Origin of the sequence: uncultured Adlercreutzia sp. (genome assembly GCA_910585575.1) — a bacterium.
GTDB lineage: Bacteria > Actinomycetota > Coriobacteriia > Coriobacteriales > Eggerthellaceae > Adlercreutzia.
On sequence record CAJUFS010000058.1, the window covers coordinates 1 to 16,448 of the forward strand.

The 16,448-nt window shown below is 61.4% G+C and carries 10 protein-coding genes, 1 tRNA gene and 1 pseudogene; all 12 read left to right on the plus strand.

Annotated elements, in window-relative coordinates; translation table 11 throughout:
• A partial coding sequence (rplI, locus tag QZ307_RS08280) for a 50S ribosomal protein L9 (RefSeq protein ID WP_295998495.1) occupies positions 1–460 on the plus strand: 460 nt, incomplete at its 5' end.
• Between the two features lie 243 nt (positions 461–703).
• Positions 704–2,107, plus strand: coding sequence for a replicative DNA helicase (gene dnaB / locus QZ307_RS08285; protein ID WP_295998498.1), 1,404 nt, complete (start codon positions 704–706; stop codon positions 2,105–2,107).
• 9 nt (positions 2,108–2,116) lie between these two features.
• Positions 2,117–3,394 (plus strand): DNA repair exonuclease, encoded by a 1,278-nt coding sequence (locus QZ307_RS08290; protein WP_295998500.1) that lies wholly within the window; start codon positions 2,117–2,119, stop codon positions 3,392–3,394.
• Positions 3,394–5,649, plus strand: coding sequence for an AAA family ATPase (locus QZ307_RS08295; RefSeq protein WP_295998503.1), 2,256 nt, complete (start codon positions 3,394–3,396; stop codon positions 5,647–5,649). The genes QZ307_RS08290 and QZ307_RS08295 overlap by 1 nt, the downstream gene beginning before the upstream one ends.
• 189 nt (positions 5,650–5,838) lie before the next feature.
• A complete protein-coding gene (locus QZ307_RS08300; RefSeq protein ID WP_275205840.1) occupies positions 5,839–7,164 on the plus strand; it encodes an adenylosuccinate synthase in 1,326 nt (441 codons plus the stop codon).
• A gap of 100 nt (positions 7,165–7,264) precedes the next feature.
• Positions 7,265–8,554, plus strand: coding sequence for a phosphoribosylamine--glycine ligase (gene purD / locus QZ307_RS08305; RefSeq protein WP_295998508.1), 1,290 nt, complete (start codon positions 7,265–7,267; stop codon positions 8,552–8,554).
• 193 nt (positions 8,555–8,747) lie between these two features.
• A pseudogene (locus QZ307_RS08310) lies at positions 8,748–10,070 on the plus strand (coproporphyrinogen III oxidase family protein); the annotation flags it as partial.
• A gap of 275 nt (positions 10,071–10,345) precedes the next feature.
• On the plus strand, positions 10,346–11,062 hold the full coding sequence (locus tag QZ307_RS08315; protein WP_295998512.1) for an A24 family peptidase: 717 nt from the start codon (positions 10,346–10,348) through the stop codon (positions 11,060–11,062).
• 228 nt (positions 11,063–11,290) lie between these two features.
• Positions 11,291–11,366 (plus strand) — tRNA-Phe (locus QZ307_RS08320).
• Between the two features lie 153 nt (positions 11,367–11,519).
• A complete protein-coding gene (locus QZ307_RS08325) occupies positions 11,520–12,995 on the plus strand; it encodes a helix-turn-helix transcriptional regulator (RefSeq protein ID WP_295998515.1) in 1,476 nt (491 codons plus the stop codon).
• Positions 12,996–13,134: 139 nt separating this feature from the next.
• Positions 13,135–14,811: an FAD-binding protein gene (locus QZ307_RS08330; protein ID WP_295998520.1), complete on the plus strand. Its 1,677-nt coding sequence runs from the start codon at positions 13,135–13,137 to the stop codon at positions 14,809–14,811.
• A gap of 747 nt (positions 14,812–15,558) precedes the next feature.
• The coding region (locus QZ307_RS08335) for an FIST N-terminal domain-containing protein (RefSeq protein WP_295998522.1) at positions 15,559–16,448 on the plus strand (890 nt) is incomplete at its 3' end.

A 16,448-nucleotide genomic window follows, 5' to 3' on the forward strand; every position in this document is an offset into this window, starting at 1 on the left:
GGGCAACCTGAAGCAGCTGGAGGAGCGCAAGAAGAACATCGCCAAGCGCGAGGAAACCCGCATTGCCGATGCCAACGCCCTGGCCGAGAAGCTCAACGCCGCTACCGTGCGCGTTGAGGCTCAGGTGGGCGAAGAGGGCATCCTCTTCGGCTCTGTCACCGCTCCCATGGTGGCCGACGCCATCGAGAACGAGCTCGGCATCGAGATCGACCGTCGTCGCGTCGAGCTGGGCAAGCCCATCAAGATGGTGGGCACCTACCAGGTGCCGGTGTCGCTGTACCGCGACATCAAGGGTACCGTCACCGTCATTGTGGGCGGCGACGAGGCCGAGGAGACCATCGAGGCTCTCGATGAGGCCATCGAGATCGCCGAGTCTCCGGCTGACGAGACCGTCGAGATCGACGGCGAGGTGTCCGAGGACGGCGTGGTCGAGGTCGAGGTGACCGAGACCGAGGAGTAATCTCCCTGTTCTGCTGACATGAAGGCCCTCTGCTTCGGCAGGGGGCCTTTTTCGTAGAAATAGCTTTCCCGATCTCCCAGGTCAGCATGGTATCGACGGCGATGTTTCACGTGAAGCGCGCTACGGCGAGAAGCCGATTAACGCTCATGCGGTAAAGAAGCTCTTGCTGCTTTCCCGTGGGTGCCTTAAGCGCGGTACAATAGATCACTACCCTGTTTGTTGAGCGTCAGAGAAGGATGTTTCATGCCCTACCAGGACAACGCGCCGATGCCCGAACCCATGGGAGGCGGTCCGAAGCTGCCCCCTCATAACATTGAAGCCGAGCAGGCGGTGCTCAGTGCGTGCATCCTCGATGCCGACATCAACGAAGAGCTGGTCATCAAGCTGCGCCCCGAGCATTTTTTCCGACCGGCCCATCAGATCATCTTCGAGAACATTCGCAACCTGACGCAGCGCAATATTCCTGTGGATCAAATCTCTCTTGCCGACACGCTGCAATCGGCGGGACAGCTGGAAGCCGTTGGTGGCCGCGCCTACTTGGCCGAGCTGGCTGACTATTCCTTTGCCCGTCTTGCCTGGGAGCGCCATAGTGACATCGTCAAGCGCGATTTCATCCTGCGCGGTCTCATCGACGCCTCAGTGTCCATCAATGCCCTGGCCAACAACGCTCCCGACGACTTGAACGAGGTGGTTGAGGAGGCAGAGAAAACGCTCTTCAACGTGACCGAGAAGCGCGTCAGCTCGTCGTTCCGCAAAATGAGCGACTTGGTGACCGAGGCCTACGACCAAATCACCCGCCTGGCCAACCAGAAGGACTCCATGGCCGGCGTTCCTACGGGATTCACCGATGTGGACAATTTGTTCCATGGCTTCCGCGGCGGCGACCTGGTTATTCTGGCCGCTCGTCCTGGTGTGGGCAAGACTTCGTTCGCGCTGAACTTGGCGACCAATGCCGCAAAGGCCGGCGTGCACGTGGCCTTCTTCTCTTTGGAAATGAGTGCGGACCAGTTGGTCCAGCGTATCCTCAGCTCTGAGGCCCGCGTATCCCTTTCCAAGTTGCGCAGCGGCATCGTTCAGCCGGGCGATTGGGAGGCTTTGGCCAACGCTTCCGGCGTCATGTCGGGGCTCAACATGTATATCGACGACTCGCCGGGCCTGTCTATTCTGGAGGCCCGCGCCAAGGCGCGTCGCGAGCTGCGCAATGTGGTGGGCAGCGAAAAGGGCCTCATCATCGTCGACTATCTGCAGCTTATGCAGCCGGCTACGGCCCGCCGCGACGGCAATCGCGCCGTAGAGGTGGGCGAGATTTCCCGCGGCCTGAAGGTGCTGGCCAAGGAAATGGACATGCCGGTTATCGCCCTGTCCCAGCTGTCCCGTGCCATCGAGCAGCGCGGTGCGAACAAGCGCCCCATGTTGTCCGACCTGCGCGAGTCCGGTTCTATCGAACAGGACGCCGATATTGTTATGTTCATCGACCGCTCTATGAACGAAGTGGAAGCGGAGAGCGACGGGCGTCCCGATTTGGGCCAGGCCCAGCTCATTGTGGCCAAGCACCGTAACGGCGCTACGCGCGACATCGACTTGGCCTTCAACCCTGAGTTCACCAAGTTCATGGACTTTATCGACGATTCGCGCGTTGGTTACTAAGGAACATCCGTGGCAGCGTCGCTGACATTTCTCCATACGGCCGATTTGCATATCGGCGCGCCTTTTCGCGGCTTGCGGGCGCTGTCCGACCACTGGGCCGATCGGCTGCTCGACGCCATTCCCGAGGCGTGGGACCGGGTGGTTGACACGGCCATCAACCAGGCTGTTGATTTCGTAGTCATCTCGGGCGATATCTTCGATTCGGCTCGCGCATCCTACCGTGACTACCTACGGTTTTTCCAGGGATTGGCCCGTCTCGATGCTGCGGGCATTCCCAGTTACCTGTGCACGGGCAACCACGATCCTCTCAGTTTGTGGCAGCAGGATTTCTTCGCGCTTCCCCCGTCGGCCACTATGCTGGCCGCTGATCGTCCCGACTTTGCCCTGTACGAACGGGGCGGCCGTCCGTTGGCCGTTATCGGCGGCCGCGGCTATCCCAACAAAGTATGGTCGCCCCATGAGAACATCGCCGAGGGCATCACCCGCGCCGCCGCTATTCGCGCCCTGGGGCCCCGCGCCGCCGAAGCGCCCTTTGCCGTTGGAGTACTGCATACCGGACTTTGCCTGGACACGGTCAAGGCGCCGTCCGACCCCAAGGAGCTGCTGCGGGCCGGGTTCGATTACTGGGCCCTCGGTCACATCCATCAGCGGTGGGTCAACGATGAAAAGGCGCCGCGCCTGGTGTTCTCGGGGTGCATCCAGGGGCGCGACGTGCGCGAAACAGGACCACGCGGGGTCTACCTCGTTCACCTCGAGCAAGATCGGCCGCCTTCGCTTACCTTCGTGCCGACGGCGTCGGTGGTGTGGGAAAGAATAACCGTCGATGTGGCCGACTGTTCCAACCTTCCCCAGCTCGTTCAAAAGGTCATGCGCGAGCTGTTCGCTGTGAACGGCGACGCTGCCTGCGAGGAAATGGTCACGCGACTCACCCTGACCGGCGCCACAGCGCTTCACGAAGTGCTCCAGCGCCCCGGCGTCTTGGAAGATGTGCGCCGCACCCTCAACGAGTCGTACACCGAGTTTTTCTGCGATGCCCTCATCGACGAAACGTGCCCGCTCATTGACGAAGAGGCCCTCCGGGCCGAGAACTTGTTCCCTTCGGTGTTCTTGCGCGCCGCCGATGCCGTGCAAGCCGATCGCGATGACGAGATTGCCTACTTGCAGGAGGAATTCCTCGCCCGCAACGTCTCGCTCTCAACGCCGTTTTCGCCGAAGCAGGTGGACAAGCTAGCGGCTGAGGCCGAAGCCCTGGTGCTTGATCTCCTGCTCCAAGGGGATGACGCCTAATGGGACACGAGCGTTCCTCCCTGTTCTTGCAGCATCTGCGCATCGATAACTTCGGCGCCTTTAGCCGCCGTGTTCTCGGCCCCTTCGGCCCTCATCTCAATATTGTGTTCGGTCAGAATGAGGCCGGTAAAACCACCGTTGCTTCCTTTGTGGGCGGTGTTCTCTTCGGTTGGGAAGAGGCGCGGGGCAATCGCAACACCTATCGCCCGGAAGGAGCTGAGCGATCGGGTGCGCTGTTCTTCGCAGAACGTCCCGACCCCGACGCAGAAGGCGAAGCACCTGCGAAAAAGAAGGACGCTGTGACCGAGGAGGCCCTAGCAGCCACCGTCTCGCGGGCGCGCAACGCCGACGGGCTGCAGGGCGATACCTGGGTGGTGGAGGATATCGACAAGGACACCTTCCGTACCATGTTCGCCCTGAACAGCGATGAGTTGCGCTCTTTGCGCAACACCACGGACACCACGGCGAAGCTGCTGACGGCGGGTTCCGGCACCGGGTCCTCGCCGGCCCATGCCCTCGCTCACATCAACGAGCAACTGTCCACCTATACATCGCGTGCTGCCGGCGCCGAGCACTCCCTAGTGCGCCTGGCGGCTACCCGCGCCGATTTGCGGGAGCAGCAGCATCGGGCTTCTTCCGCCGCCGAGGCTCTGCGCGACCAGGATCGCGAGCTTCACGAGCTGGAGCCCGAGCGCCAGGCTATGGCCCAGCGGGTCGACGAGGCCAATCGGCTCATCGAGTCGCTGACTGCCGCGCAGGCCGAGGTGGAGCGCAATGGGGAAGAAGAGGAGAAGCTGCGGCGGGAATTGCGGCGCCTGCGCGAAGATGAGCAGCGGGCCGCTCAGGAGCGCGTTGAGCTCGAACGCTCCATCGGGCGCAATCTTGCCGGGCTGACGAGCACCGACGAGCGGGCCTTGCGCGACCGCCTCGAAACCCTGGCCGCCCGCGAGACGCGTCAGTCCCACGCGGTGGAAGTGGCGCGGGCGAACTACACGTCCTCACGGGCTGTCTACGAGGCCTTGGTGGAAACATCCGATGAGGCTTCCGATCGCCGTGAACGCCGTTCGAAGCGGCGGCTTCAAGTGGCGTTCACTCTGGTTATTCCAGCGATTTTGTTCCTATTGGGCATCCCCCTGTTCGTCGAGGGACGCAACCGCGGTTCTATGACCTATATGGCTCTAGGGTTCGCCCTTTCGCTGTTCGCCGGCGTCATGGTGGCGGGCGGTTTCGTGATGCTGTTCCGTCCCGACAAGGAGGAGTCGGCGCGCAAGGAGCGCTTCGACGACGCCCATTGGGTGATGGTGCAGGACCAGAAGAAGCTTGAGGCCTGCCAGGCGGAAGAGGAGGCGGGACGAGCCCGTATCGCTGAGGCCTTGGAAGAAGAGGGGCTGGCCAGCGCCGGCTCCTCGGTGCGTCAGGCGCGGGCGCTCCTCGACGAGGCACGGGATGTGCGCGCCGACATAGCCCTGTGCGTTCAGCGGCAGCAATCGGCGGCGGCCCGTCGGGCTCAGGCTGAGCAGCGCTTGGATGAGCTGGCCAGCGAGCGAGCCCGCGCCCTGGCTCGTGCCCAGCTCGACCCCGAGGCCACGCTGCTCGATATCGAGCACGAGCTGGCCCATCGCATCCAACAGCGAGCGGGGCTTCTCGAGACCTTCGAAGCGATGAACCAGCGCACGGGGGAACTGACAAGCACATTGCTCGCGGCCCAAGCCGAGCATGATTTCGATCGGCTGAAGCTTGAGGCCCAGCAGGTGAACACGCGCTTGGAGGAGTCGAAGGCCGCCTTCGCGCGCCTTCTGCTGGCCAAGCGCATGCTCGAGGTGGCCATTTCCACCTGGGAATCCAAACGGCAGCCCGAGGTGTACGCCCAGGCCAGTCGGCTGCTGTCCGTCATGACCCAGGGAGCGTGGACGAGCGTGTCCCTCACGCCCGAGGGAACGCTGCAGGTAACGAACGCCTTGAAGGAGACGCGCTCCCCGGTGCATCTTTCGCTGGGCACCTGCCAGCAGCTGTACCTGTCGCTGCGCATCGCCCTGCTCACCAGCGCCGACAACGTAGGTCGTGCCATCCCTATTCTGGCCGACGACATTCTGGTGAACTTCGACGCCCAGCGCCGCCTGGGCGCGGCCCGCGCCTTGGCCGAGCTAGCCCAGCGCCGCCAGATCATCCTGTTCACCTCCCACGAGGAAGTGGTGCGCGTACTGAAAAAGGCTGCCAAGCAGACGGGCCATCCCGCGGTGGTTATCGATCTATAGAAGCCTCTCCGCTTCCTGGCCACGGCACTGCGGCCCGCGCGCCCCTCATCCGGCGCGCGGGCCTTTTCTTTACCTGGATTCTCCACCCGACGGCAGGGCTTCGAGGGTGCGAGTTCGTGCGGCTGGTATACTGGGCTCTTGCAGGAAACAACACCTGATTGTTCCAGAGCAGCGACGAAAGGAACCGGCATGCCCAATACAGTGCTCGTCGGCGCCCAGTGGGGCGACGAAGGCAAGGGTAAAATCACCGATCTCATTGCCAGTGATTACGACTACGTAGTCCGCTTCCAGGGAGGCAACAACGCAGGCCACACCGTCATCCATGGCGACAAGAAGCTGGCGCTGCACCTCATGCCCTCCGGCGTTATGTACGAGCACGCGGTGCCCGTTATCGGCAACGGCGTGGTGGTGGACCCCGGCGTGCTGGTGAAGGAAATGGCCATGCTCGAGGCCGAGGGCGTTTCCTGCAAGAACCTGAAGATCTCCAACGACGCACACCTTATCATGCCCTATCACAAGGACCTGGACGGTGCCGACGAGAAGAGCCTGGGCACGAAGAAGATCGGCACCACCAAGCGTGGTATCGGTCCGTGCTACCAGGACAAAATGGGTCGCAAGGGCATCCGCATGCAGGATTTGCTCGATGAGAAGATCTTCCGCCTGAAGGTGGAAACGGCCCTGGCCCAGAAAAATCCCATCCTGGAGAAAATCTACGGGCTGCACACCTATACGGTCGAGGAAATTTGCGACGAGTACCTGCCCTATGCGCGCATTCTGGCTCCCTACGTGTGCGAGTCGGCTCACATGCTGAACTCGGCGCTCAAGGAGGGCAAGACCATCCTGTTCGAGGGCGCCCAGGGCACCCTGCTCGATATCGATCACGGCACCTATCCCTTTGTCACCTCGTCCAGCTGCTGCGCTGGCGGCGCCCCCACGGGCACAGGCGTGGGTCCCAAGGCCATCGACAAGGTGCTGGGCATTCAGAAGGCCTACGTCACCCGCGTGGGCGAGGGGCCTTTCCCCACGGAACTCAAGTTCCCCGAGAACGGAGGCACGGGCCAGGATGCCGAGGATGGCGAGCTGCTGTGCTCTGTGGGCCACGAGTTCGGCGTAACCACGGGGCGCAAGCGCCGCTGCGGTTGGTTCGACGCCGTTATCGGCCGCTATGCCGCCGAGGTAAATGGCCTGACCGATGTGGCCCTTACGAAGCTGGACGTGCTGTCGGCCTTCGACACCATCAAGGTGTGCGTGGCCTACGAATGTGACGGCCAGCGCTATGATTACTTCCCCATGCAGCAAAGCGTGCTTCACCACGCAAAGCCCGTTTATGTGGAGCTGCCCGGTTGGAAGGACCAGGACATCACGGGCTGCCGCACCTACGAGGAGCTGCCCGAGAATACGCGCAAGTACATCGAGTACCTGGAGGAAGTTACCGGCGTGCCCATGAGTATTGTGTCGGTGGGCCCCGATCGCGATCAGACCATCATTCGCGACAGCTGGTACGAGACGAAATAGGCCGCTCCGGCGGTTTGCGCGACCCTGACCGCAACCTCGCTGACGTTGCGGTCAGTCTGCACCTTCACCTTCTCGTTTGAAATTGATGAAAGGACTAAACGTGAACATTCTGCTTATCGGTTCCGGCGGCCGCGAGCACGCCATTGCATGGGCCCTGCAGAAGTCTCCCCACACCGATGTGCTCTATGTGGCGCCGGGCAACGGCGGTACGGCCGACATTGCCGAGAACGTCGACCTGGACGTGGCCGACGGCGAGGCGCTGCTCAGCTTCGTGCAGGAGCGCAACATTGGCCTGGTGGTCATCGGCCCCGAGGCGCCGCTGGTAGACGGCGTGGCCGACCTGCTCCGCGCCGACGGCGTGCCGGTGTTCGGCCCCAGCGCCGATGGCGCCCAGCTGGAAGGTTCCAAGGCCTACTCCAAGGCGTTCATGGAGGCCAATGATATCCCCACGGCGGCCTACGGGCGCTTCGACAACGAAGCCGATGCCCTGGCCTACGTGCAGGAACAGGGTGCTCCCATTGTCATCAAGGCGGACGGCCTGGCCGCGGGCAAGGGCGTGGTAGTGGCCGAGACAGTGGAAGACGCCGAGGCGGCCGTCCGTGCCTGCTTCGACGGCGCTTTCGGCGATGCCGGCAGCACGGTGGTCATCGAAGAGTGCATGACCGGCCCCGAGTGCTCGCTGCTCTGCTTCGTTACGAACGGAAAGTCCTTCCCCATGGCTCCGGCCCAGGATCACAAGCGCGCCTACGATGGCGACTTGGGTCCCAACACCGGCGGCATGGGTGTGTATTCACCGGTGCCCATCGTTACCGATGAGGAAATGGCTGCCATGGTGGCCATCATGGAGAAGGCGGCGGCCGCCACGGCGCGCGAGCCCTTCGCCATGGACTACCGCGGCACGCTTTACGGCGGCTTTATGCTGACGCCCGAAGGGCCGAAGATTGTCGAGTTCAACGTGCGTTTCGGCGATCCGGAAACTCAAGTGGTGCTGCCGCGTCTTGAAAGCGACCTGGTGGAGGTCATGATGGCCGTGGCCGAGGGCCGCGCCGACGACATCGACCTGCGCTGGTCCGACGATTGGGAGGTCTCGGTGGTGCTGGCCAGCGAGGGCTACCCGGGCTCCTACGAGAAAGGCAAGGTCATTCTGGGCATCGAAGAGGCCGAAGAGCTGCCCGGCGTCCTGGTATTCCATGCGGGCACGCGCCGCAACTACGACGGCGAGCTGCTTACCAACGGTGGCCGCGTATTGAATGTGGTGGCCCGCGGCGACAGCTTCGAAGAGGCCCGCGAGCGCGCCTACGAGGCCTGCGAGCTCATCAACTTCGAAGGCAAGCAGCTGCGCTACGACATTGGCAAGAAGGCCCTGCAGGGCCGCAGCGCCTGGGAGTAACCGCGTTCCGCCCGTCTTAGGACGGGCGGATCTGTCGATGCTGCGGTTTCGACAGGCACCTGACCTTGCGCTTCGGGGGAGGGGGTTCCTCGCAGCCGAAGACCGTTCGGTCGTCTTTCGGCACAACGATAGGCCCCTGTCGAAGCCTTGTTAACTTCCTTGGGCGAACCTATGAGAAAGAGGTAATGGGAGCATGATCTCAGAGCGATTGCTGACCCAGGCGGTGCGGTTGTGCACGGCCAACTATTTGAAGCTTTCCCCCTGCGAGGAGTCGTTTATGCCGGCTCCCGAGCCGGGTCAGCGCTACATGCTGTACATGCATGTGCCGTTCTGCGAGCGCCTGTGCCCCTACTGCTCGTTCAACCGCTTCCCCTTCCGCGAGGAGCGAGCCAAGCCCTACTTCGAGAACATGCGCAAAGAAATGCGCATGCTGAAGGACCTGGGCTACGACTTCGACAGCGTGTACATTGGCGGCGGCACGCCCACCATCATGATCGACGAGCTGTGCGAGACCATCGACCAGGCCCGCGACTTGTTCTCCATCAATGAGGTGTCCAGCGAGACAAATCCCAACCACCTTATTCCGTCGTATTTGGAGAAGCTGAAGGGCCGCGTGCAGCGCCTGTCCGTGGGTGTCCAGAGCTTCGACGACGGTCTGCTGAAGCAGATGGACCGCTACGATAAGTACGGCAGCGGCCAGGAGATTATGGAGCGCATCCAGGAGGCATCCCCGTACTTCACTTCCATGAATGCCGATATGATCTTCAACTTCCCCGCCCAGACCGAGGATATCCTCATCAACGACATCGAGATGGTCATTCGCTCGGGAGCCAGCCAGACCACCTTCTATCCGCTCATGGCCTCGCCGGCGGTGGAGCGTTCTCTGGCGGCCACGGTGGGCAAGGTGGATTACAACCGAGAGCGCCAGTTCTACGAGATCATCTGCGATTTGCTGCTGGGCGATTTGCCCGACGGCCGCCCTGGTCTGTTCGAACTGGGCAGCGCCTGGACTTTCAACCGCCGCGGCACCGGCGCGGCGGGCGAAGATGCCATGATCGACGAGTACGTGGTGGACTATGAGGAGTACCCGGCCATCGGCTCGGGCGGCATTACCTATTTGGGCTCCAACCTCTACGTGAACACGTTCTCGGTCAACGATTACAATGCCGCGCTTGACGCCGGCCGCATGTCCATGATGGGCAAGACCACGTTCTCGCTGCATGATCGCATGCGCTATCGCTTTATGATGCAGCTGTTCGGCCTGCGCCTGGACAAACGCCAGTTCGAGCGCGATTTCGGCGTGTCCATTGAGGTGGGCCTGCCCGTAGAGATGGCCTTCATGCGCGCGTGTGGGGCCTTTGCTACCGACAACGCCGACGAGCTCACTTTGACCCCCAAGGGCCGCTATCTGGTAGTGGTGATGATGCGTCAGTTCTTCATTGGTGTGAACAACCTGCGCGACCAGGCCCGCGCGGCTCTGACGGGCGAGGAGCGCGAGCTTATCTTCGGCGACGGCTGCAAGAAGGATCCTGCAGCAGGGGCGACTGCCACTGGAGATGCCGCCGCCGCGAAAGCTTCCGCTGGCGCCGCGGGCGGTGGTGCCGCAGCCGAGGGGCGCGAAGCTGCTTCAGGAGATACCGAGCACGAAAGTGTGGCCTATATCAAGCTTGAGGAAGCAGTGGCCGAGGCCCAGGCTGAAGCAGCGGCCGATGCCCTTGAAGACGCCACAGCTGCCCATGACGCAGCGGCATCCTTTATCGCCAGCGCGCACTAGCTGCCTTCCGAGGTTTGATGACGTATCTTTCTGGCATAACGCTTGCCGCCTACGGGTTGGTGGTGTTGTTGCTGCTGGCGGCAACGGTGACCGACGTGCGCACGCGTCGCATTCCCAATCTGGTTCCCCTGGCCATAGTGGCACTCTGGGGCTTGTGGCGTATTGTCCTGGGATTTGCCGGCATGCATACGGGCCTGGGCTTTGTTGAGGAGATGTTCGCGCCGGCCCCTGATGTGACCGTGCCACCCGGCCTTGAGATTGGCGGTATCACCGTGGCCAGTGGCATCCTGGGAGCGGTGGTGCTCGGCGGCGGCCTGCTGGTGCTGACGGTGGGGTACGAGGCATTCACCCATAAGCAGGCCTTCGGTGGGGGAGATATCAAGTTGATGGCGGCGCTCGGCCTGTTTCTGGGCCTTGAGCGCGGGATTGTGTGCTTGATGGTGGCGTGCGTGTGCAGTCTGGTCTACGCCGTTATCGCGCGGAGGATCGCGAAAGCGGCACCGCCTACTCGAGGTGCCGCGGGCGAACCAGCGGGGCTCGCCCAGCGTGACGAGCACGATGAGCGCAGCGGGCGCAACGGGCACAACGAGCACGATGGGATCGATGGGGCCAACGGCCGCGTCGGGTACGGTGGAGACGATGTCCGGCTCGAGCGGGAGAAAAGCCTTGGCGCTACGGTTCTGCCCTTCGGGCCCTTTATCGCCCTTGGTGCTCTGGTGGCGTTCGTTTTCTAAGTCATGGGCTAGAGCCGCAGCCCTTACAGGCTCCGCGGGGTGCCCCTGTTGAGTCAGGATCAGCGTTAGCTGAAGAGCGAGGCGCCCTTGATTCGTGGCCGTGCGGGCCAGAGAAGGCCGCGCACGCCATGAACCGTCCGCCACAAAGCCCATTTTTCTTCTTGCATTGCCGCGAGAGTGCCGCTAGAATATATCCTCGCATTGGAAACCCCGCGTTTCCGCGCATCCGGTCGGGTAGCTCAGTTGGTAGAGCAGCGGACTGAAAATCCGCGTGCCGAGGGTTCAAGTCCCCCTCCGACCACCATGAATGACAGAGCCCCTGCAAAGGGGCTCTTTTCGTATAACGAGCAGTTTGAGAAGGCGAGCAAGGTAAGGGATGAAGGGGAACCTAAGATGGCTGGCGGGCTTCAGCCTGTATTGGGCTTGGGTCGTCATTGTCTTCTATAGCGACACCCTTATGCTGTTCAGCACCGATCCTGCTTCGTCTCTTGAGGTGTTCTGGGTGTGGGCCACCTGGGCTCATTTCGTGGGCCTCGTGCTATTTGCTATTTTGGGTGCTCGGACTCCTCAGATTCTCACGGGAAAGCTGGCGTGCTGGGCTGCAGGGTGCGCGACAGCCTTGGGTGCTGCGGCTGCGGCGGGCTCATTTCCTCTTGCCAGTCAGCCGGGAGGCCTTTGGCTTTCCTTCGGAGGAGCGTTCCTCATCGGTCTGTCTTCGTCCCTGGTTCTCTTGCAATGGGCGGCGTTCTTTGAGCGGGCGCCTTCGTCGAGTGTTGGCATTGCATCGGTGATGTCGTTTGCGGGCGGCCTGCTGGTGTATCTGGTTGCTCGTTTGTTCCCGCTTATGGTGGATTTCTCCCTGGTCTTTATCTTGCCCCTAGCTTCAGCGGCTATCCTCGCAGGACCAGCCCAGGAGTACGTCTCTCAGGGCGAAGGCGAGGGCGGCGGTGTTGCTTCGTCGGAGGATGCCTCTCTGTGGCGGAGGCGCTCTTTTGTTTTGGGTCTCGTTGCCTTGGTTTTGGCGGTCGTGGTATTTGCCGTCTGTGGCGAGTTGCTGCGGTCGCTGTCAGTACGAGTCGGTGGTGCCGGCGCGCAAGCCATGGGTATTCCTTATTTGACCGGCGGCCTGGTGGGACTAGCCGTGCTGGTCGCAGTCTTGGTGGTGCCAGGAAGCAAGCGCGTTCGCGGTCCGCGTCCTATCACCATCTCCCTGTTGCGTGGCGTTGTGCTTGTGATGGCCCTCGCTTTCTTGGTCGTTCCGTTTCTCGAGGGTCCTGCCATTAGCTTCGCTTATGCCATTTTCGGTGCGGGATTCTGGTGCTTCCGAGCAGTTAGCTGGGTTGTCTGCTTTTCCGGGGCTCGCCATCTTCATGCCCGCGCTACAACGTTTGTGGCCGTAATGGATGCGGCTTTCGCTATTGCCGTAGTGGGTGGCGGCGAGGCCAACGATCTCCTTGTCTCCACCATTGATAGCCAGGTTTTGAACTTGGCGACGGTGTCTCTGTTTACGGTGTTCGTGCTCATGGTGGTGGCTTTGGTGGTGCTGAACAGCTCGGCCATGCGTTACTTTGTGCAGGGAGTCACGTCAGGTGATTCGATCAAGGTTGATGGAGCAACGGAGGACGAGCTTCAAATCTCCGGAGCTGACCACGGCGCGGCGGCCAACGAGGCGCCCTCGGGGGATACTCGCCTCGCCGCCAACGTGGATGCGCTCGCGGAACGCTACGGCCTTACCCCGCGAGAGCGCGAAGTTGCCCATTTGCTCGCCCGTGGCCGCAGCCTCCCCTTCGTGCAGAAGGAACTGCACATTTCGCAAAACACGGCACAGACCCATGCTCGGCACATCTATCGCAAGCTCAGCGTGCACTCACGCCAGGAGTTCATAGACCTGGTTGAGATTGGGAATTACCAGGTCAAAGAGGACTCTCACTGAATTTATGTGAGGGAAATCACAGGCTTTCATCAATTGTTTTTCGTCTTGAGGCTGACCCATACTGACTCTTGTCGATTCAATCTGTATCGACGATTTCGAGACCGCGTAGATACATGCGCGGACCAAGGAGGGAGTCATTATGTCTCAAAAGAATCTTTCCCGTCGTACGTTTCTGACCGGCACCGCTCTTGCTGGCGCCGGGGCCGCCCTTGCGGGCTTGGCCGGCTGTGCGCCTGCCGCAGAGGACAAGGCCAAGGGCGAGGAGGCGTTGAGCCAGACGGGTGCGGAAGCCCCCGTGGCTACGGCCTCTGCGGGCGACTTTGCCATTGCCGCTGTGAAGGTCGCCGACGCCGGCGCGCCTGTGAAAGAATGCGACTACCTGGTTATCGGTGCGGGCAACTGCGGCATGATGTCAGCGGCTCACGCAGGATCGCTCGGCCTTTCCACCATTGTCCTGGAGAAGACGTCCATCACGTCGGGCTCGTCCGTAGGCACCGAGGTAACCATGGGTTTCTCCGACAACAAACCGATCATCGAAGGCGCCAAGGATCCCAATATTGTCAACGTGTCTCAGGAAGCTGGTACGCCCGCCGAGATCTACGATTGGTTCATGAAGCACAACTCCTATAAGGCGAACGCCGAACTGGTGTCCAACTACATCAAGAACAACCATCGCCAGCATGACTTCCTGTACGATCACGGTGCGCGTCCCATGATGCTGCTCCCCTCGCTCGATGCCCCTACCAACGGCATCATGTACGAAGGTCAGGGCATCGGTGCACACGACGTGATGGAAAGCGCTGCTCGTGAGTACGGCGTCGAGATTCTTGTTGAGTCGCCGGCAACGGCGCTGGTAGTGGACGATCAGGGGGCTGTCGTGGGAGCGATGGCTACCATCGATGGATCTGAGGGCTATGTGGCCGCTAAGGCAGTGTTCGTGGGCACGGGCGGTTTCTCGAACAATGAGGCCATGGTGGAAGCCCTTATTCCGGGATGGGGACCGCTGGCCTGGAAGAACGATGGTCATCTGGCTCACGATGGCGATGGCATCTGCATGATGCTCGGTGCCGGGGCCGTGCCTTCGGACACTTCTTTTGCCCAGCCCGCTGGCTCGGGTGTTGAGGGAGCTACGTGGGAGTCTGCCATTGATCGTGCCGGCCGTGAGCCCTATCTGTGGGTGAATCGCATGGGCGAGCGCCTGGCTAACGAGAAGTGGACCACGATGGATCAAACCTACAAGGTGGCTATTAACCAGGACGACTACTGCTACTTCAATATCATCGACAGCAACGCCGTTAAGCGCATGCAGACGGAGCCGTTCATGTGCGATGCCCGCACCGTGCTCGGCTCGAACGATCCCATGGAGAACATGGGCGAAGAACTTGAGGCGGGTGTAGAGTCGGGTCTGCTGTACAAGGGGGAGACCTTGGCGGAGCTGGCCCAGGCCGCCGGCATTGATCCTGAGGGGCTCGAAGCTACGGTGGCGGCCTACAACGAGCTGTGCAAGAAGGGCGAGGACGATCAGTTCTTCAAACCGGCAGAGTACCTGTTCACCCTGGAAGAGGGTCCGTTCTACGCGCTGCGCAACATTCCGGGATGGTACTCCACGCTTTGCGGCGTGAAGATCAACGGCAAGATCCAGGTTATCGATGAAACGGGCCATGCTATTCCCGGCCTGTATGCGGGCGGCCTCGACTCTGGCGAGTTCTTCAAGGACGATTACTATCACGGCTTCTCGGGCAGCTGCTCTGGCTACTCTTACTTCACCGGTTTCTTTGCTGCTGATATGGCCAAGGAGTACATCGATTCGCTGTAGGAAGCCATCCTCCCTGTTTCCTCCAGCTTATTGAAAGCTCCAACCTCTGCGGTTGGTGTCCATGTGAGCCCGGCTCCGGAATATTTCGGGGCTGGGCTTCCTGGATTCTTCAGGGGCCTGGGATCGCTTTGTTGGTCAATCGGAGCCCGTTTTTCATCGGGCGCGGCGAATTGGCTTCTTTTTGGTCAATCAGCCTGCGTTTTCCATCGATTCGACTATTGAGATAAGCTGTTTTTGACCACCCTTTTGAGGCGCTTCAAGAAATACTAGGTCAGAAGCGCGCCCATTTTTCCTTGATGGAAGTTGACGAAGCCAAACAGCGGAAAACGCCGGCTGATTGACCAAAAAATGCTTGTTGACGAAGCGTCGATGGAAAACACTCCGAATTTGACCACTTCCAGCAGGGAGGAACCTTCCGAACTCAATTACCGCTGGAAGAGCGCGGGGGTGCTTCGTGCTCCGTGGCAGGGCTTCTGCGAGCGTGTGGCGTTCGCGACTGCGGCGATGCGCTCATGCCCCGAGGCCCGTGGGGCCTAACGCGGAGGAGATCGCCTTCGGGAGGGGCGGTCGTGGAGCGCCGCGCTATTACCGTCTTATTAACTATAAGTCAACATATCAACAATAAAAAATTACCTTAACGGTATGTATTTCTCGAAAAACGGTGGTTATTGCCGTCCTTGGAAGGCTGCGAACGTGGTACCGTGACAGCTTGGGGCGATCCTGCCCTGAATCGAATAGGAGGAAACCATGTTCAAAGCTAACGTAGGTTCCAGTACGGCTGCTGATGCTCGCGCTGCGGGCAAGGAAGCTGCTGCTCAGGCAGCAGCCGGCCTCGACGCCACGCAGGTGGCGCTTGTGTATTGCAGCTGTGATTACGATGTTAACGAAGTAGTGGCCGGTGTGGGCGAGGCTCTGCCCGAGGTGCCCGTGCTCGGCAACACTTCTTTCACCGGCGTTGTTGTACCCGACGCTGGTTATGTGGGCGGCGACACCCCGTTCGTGGGCGTCATGGCCCTGTCCGATCCTGGCATGACGGTGGGCGTGGCCGCTGCCGATCGTTCCCAGAATAGCGATCCCACCGAGGCGGGCGCCGCTTTGGCTACGGCTGCCATGGAAGCTGCCGGTCGTGCTGACGCTCCCGACTTCTTCTACATGGCCGCGTCTCCGGCTGAAGAGGAGTTCTACTTGAAGGGCATCTCCACGGTAGTGGGCCGCGTGCCGTTCTTCGGCGGCTCGGCTGCCGACAACTCCATCGCCGGCGAGTGGAAGCTCTACGCCACGGGCGAGTCTTTTGCTGACGGCTGCGTGGCCGCGTTCTTCTGGGACGCCCCGGCCATGACCAACGTGTTCACCGGCGCCTATCGCGAGACCGAGGACTTTGGTGTCATCACCAAGATCGACGGCAACCGCACCCTGGTGGAAATCGACGGCGTTCCGGCAGCGAAGAAGTTCCAGGAGTGGACCGGCTGCACCGACGAGGACATTGCCGGCGGCAACCTGCTGGCCTACACCGTGTGCTCGCCGCTGGGCGTGAAGGATCGCCTGGGCGACCTCATCGCCATCCGCCATCCCATGAACGGCAACGACGACTTCTCCATCAACGTGGGCAACAACCTGGCCGAGAAGACCTGCGTCAT

What these genes read in the sequence shown, in the direction of transcription:
- QZ307_RS08325 (WP_295998515.1), top strand. Translation starts at nt 11,520, where the DNA reads ATGCTGTTCAGCACCGATCCTGCTTCGTCTCTTGAGGTGTTCTGGGTG.
- QZ307_RS08300 (WP_275205840.1), top strand. Translation starts at nt 5,839, where the DNA reads ATGCCCAATACAGTGCTCGTCGGCGCCCAGTGGGGCGACGAAGGCAAG.
- dnaB (WP_295998498.1), top strand. Translation starts at nt 704, where the DNA reads ATGCCCTACCAGGACAACGCGCCGATGCCCGAACCCATGGGAGGCGGT.
- QZ307_RS08315 (WP_295998512.1), top strand. Translation starts at nt 10,346, where the DNA reads ATGACGTATCTTTCTGGCATAACGCTTGCCGCCTACGGGTTGGTGGTG.
- QZ307_RS08295 (WP_295998503.1), top strand. Translation starts at nt 3,394, where the DNA reads ATGGGACACGAGCGTTCCTCCCTGTTCTTGCAGCATCTGCGCATCGAT.
- QZ307_RS08330 (WP_295998520.1), top strand. Translation starts at nt 13,135, where the DNA reads ATGTCTCAAAAGAATCTTTCCCGTCGTACGTTTCTGACCGGCACCGCT.